The following is a 2,265-nucleotide window of genomic DNA, read 5'->3' as shown; positions in this document are numbered from 1 at the left end:
CGTACAGCATGAACAGGGCCAGGGCGATGAAGACCACACCGGAGACGATGTCGATGACGGCGGCGTTGCGGACCAGTTTCACCGCCAGCAGGCGCACCCCGAGTGCAAATCCGACGAACCACACCACACCCGTGACAATGAGCATCACGGCGATGGTCAGGGCCCACACGGTCCCCATGTCCGGGCGGATGAACTGGGCGAAGACGGCACCGAAGAAAAGGACGGCCTTGGGGTTGGCCAGGTTGGTTGTCAACCCCTGCCGCCAGGCCCGCAGTGCACCCGTCGGCGCACCGGTCTCCGCCTCGGCCCCGGCGTCTGTCTCCGGGGTGACGGGGACGGTGGCCTGCCTGCGCACCGCCAGTCCACCCCGGGTGGCGTTGACACCCATCCACAGCAGGTAGGCGCCACCCATCAGCTGCAGGACGGTGAGGATGCCGGGATAGGTGGTGATCAGGGCGGACAGCCCCAGCAGGGACCCGGTGATCCACAGGGTGTTGCCCGTCATGATGCCCAGTGCAGCCCAGACGCCGGCGGCCCGCGACCGCGCACCCAACCGGATGATCTGCACCAGATCCGGTCCGGGGGAGGCGATGGCGGCGATCCACACGGCGAGCAGGGCGATGAATTCAGAGATGGACACCCCGGAATTCTAGCCCTGACCACACGGCTGACCGGTAACAAGAAGCCGGTACCGCCGCCTCCTAGAACACGACGCGGATGCCCGTCTCCACGGGGGTGACGGTGACGTGGCTGAGGTCGGGAACCAGGTCGTAGCCTTCCAGCTCGGCCGGGTCATGGGAGGTGGCCACGGCGAGGACTCCCCCGCCGGCCGCGCGGCCCGCCTGCAGGCCGGCCGGGGCATCCTCGATGACGAGACAGGAACGCGGATCCACCCCGAGGCGGGAGGCTGCCAACAGGTACCCCTCCGGATCAGGTTTACCGCGGGTGACCTCCTCGGAGGTCACCATCACGTCCGGTACGGGCAGCCCGCAGGCCTCCATGCGTGCGGTCATCAGTGGCCGGTCACCTGAGGTCACCGCCGCCCACCGGTCCCGGGGAAGTGCAGAGAGGATCTCGACGGTCGCAGGCAGCGCCCGCACCGTGTGCATCGTCTCCAGCTCGAGGACGCGCATATCGGCGAGGGCGGTGTCGATGTGCTCCTCCAGGAGGAGCTCCGCGAGGGTGTCGCGGCTGCGTCGCCCGTGGCTGATGGACATGATGTGGTCCCCGTCGAGATCATTCGCGGCGGCCCAGGTCCGCCACACGTACTCAACTGAGCTGGTGGAGTCCACGAGAGTGCCGTCGATGTCGAAGAGGATCGCCTCGTAGATCATGGTGCTCAGCCTAGTGGTGATCTCCGTTGGAGGTCAGGCAACCCGGATATCCCGCAGAACACCCTCCTGGAAAGTCCGCGCCTGCCGAGCTGAGGGCGGGGGCGCACCGAATCGTGCGGAAATGGACTGCTCGATCACCTCGCCCGGCCGGTAGCCGGCCGCGAGCAGCTGGCGGCCGGCATCGACTTTGGACAGCCACCTTCCCTGGCGATGCCGGACCAGCGCCCGGCAGGCTCCCAGAACCGCGTCATCGGTATGACCGGGCTGCGCCATCCACCAGTGCAGTGAATCGACCAGCAGGCCCCGCAGATCATCCGGTGGCAGCTCCGCGAAGACCTCTGCGGCCGGTGGCCCCGCCAACACCAGGCCGCTCTGATGCAGGATGCTGCGGTCCAGTCCGTACCAGAATGCCCCGTCAGCCACCGGACGGTCCGCTGGTTGCAGGGTCTGCCGGAAGGCCATGTCCGGACCATCGTTCAACTCGAGCTCGAAACCCGGTTCCACGGTGCCCGACTGCGTCGTGGCTACGGTGTAGACCACCAGCTCCAGTCCCCGGGCAGGGCACGGCAGGGAGCTGTGCCGCAGTCGCGCAATCAACTCCCGCTTCACATCCCCGCTCAGCTGAACACGGCAGAGCAGGGCGATGTCGATGTCGCTGCGGCCAGGGCGGAAGGCGTCCAGGGCCAGGGAACCCGCGGCATACGCCCCGACGAACTCTGTGCCGAGCACCTGCCGGGCTGCCTCGACGAGGGCTGCGAGATAGGGCTCTACATTGATGTCCGGCATCCCCTGATGCTACCGACCCAGCTCTGACAGCCCTGAGGAGTCGGTGGGGCACCCCGGTTCCCGTTCAGCTCATTTTCAATAAACATACGGGCCATTGACCTGCCCAAACAGAGCTGGAGACGAGACTTGAACTCGCAACCTACGC

General features: G+C 67.0%; 3 protein-coding genes. All 3 read right to left on the bottom strand.

Annotated features, from left to right (window positions below; all coding sequences use genetic code 11):
• The coding region (locus tag EAH68_RS14650; protein ID WP_164546518.1) for a LysE family translocator at nt 1-640 on the bottom strand (640 nt) is incomplete at its 3' end.
• A 61-nt stretch (nt 641-701) separates the two neighbouring features.
• Nucleotides 702-1,334 carry an HAD-IA family hydrolase gene (locus tag EAH68_RS14645; protein WP_126122061.1) on the bottom strand — a complete coding sequence of 211 codons (633 nt, stop codon included), beginning with the start codon at nt 1,332-1,334 and terminating at the stop codon, nt 702-704.
• Nucleotides 1,335-1,367: 33 nt separating this feature from the next.
• Nucleotides 1,368-2,120: a nucleotidyltransferase domain-containing protein gene (locus EAH68_RS14640; protein ID WP_126122060.1), complete on the bottom strand. Its 753-nt coding sequence runs from the start codon at nt 2,118-2,120 to the stop codon at nt 1,368-1,370.
• Nucleotides 2,121-2,265 lie beyond the last annotated feature (145 nt).

Origin of the sequence: Corynebacterium hylobatis, from assembly GCF_003955685.1 — a bacterium.
Classification (GTDB): Bacteria; Actinomycetota; Actinomycetes; order Mycobacteriales; family Mycobacteriaceae; genus Corynebacterium; species Corynebacterium hylobatis.
This window is presented reverse-complemented; position numbering and strand designations above follow the sequence as displayed.

What these genes read in the sequence shown, in the direction of transcription:
- EAH68_RS14640 (WP_126122060.1), bottom strand. Translation starts at nt 2,120, where the DNA reads ATGCCGGACATCAATGTAGAGCCCTATCTCGCAGCCCTCGTCGAGGCA.
- EAH68_RS14645 (WP_126122061.1), bottom strand. Translation starts at nt 1,334, where the DNA reads ATGATCTACGAGGCGATCCTCTTCGACATCGACGGCACTCTCGTGGAC.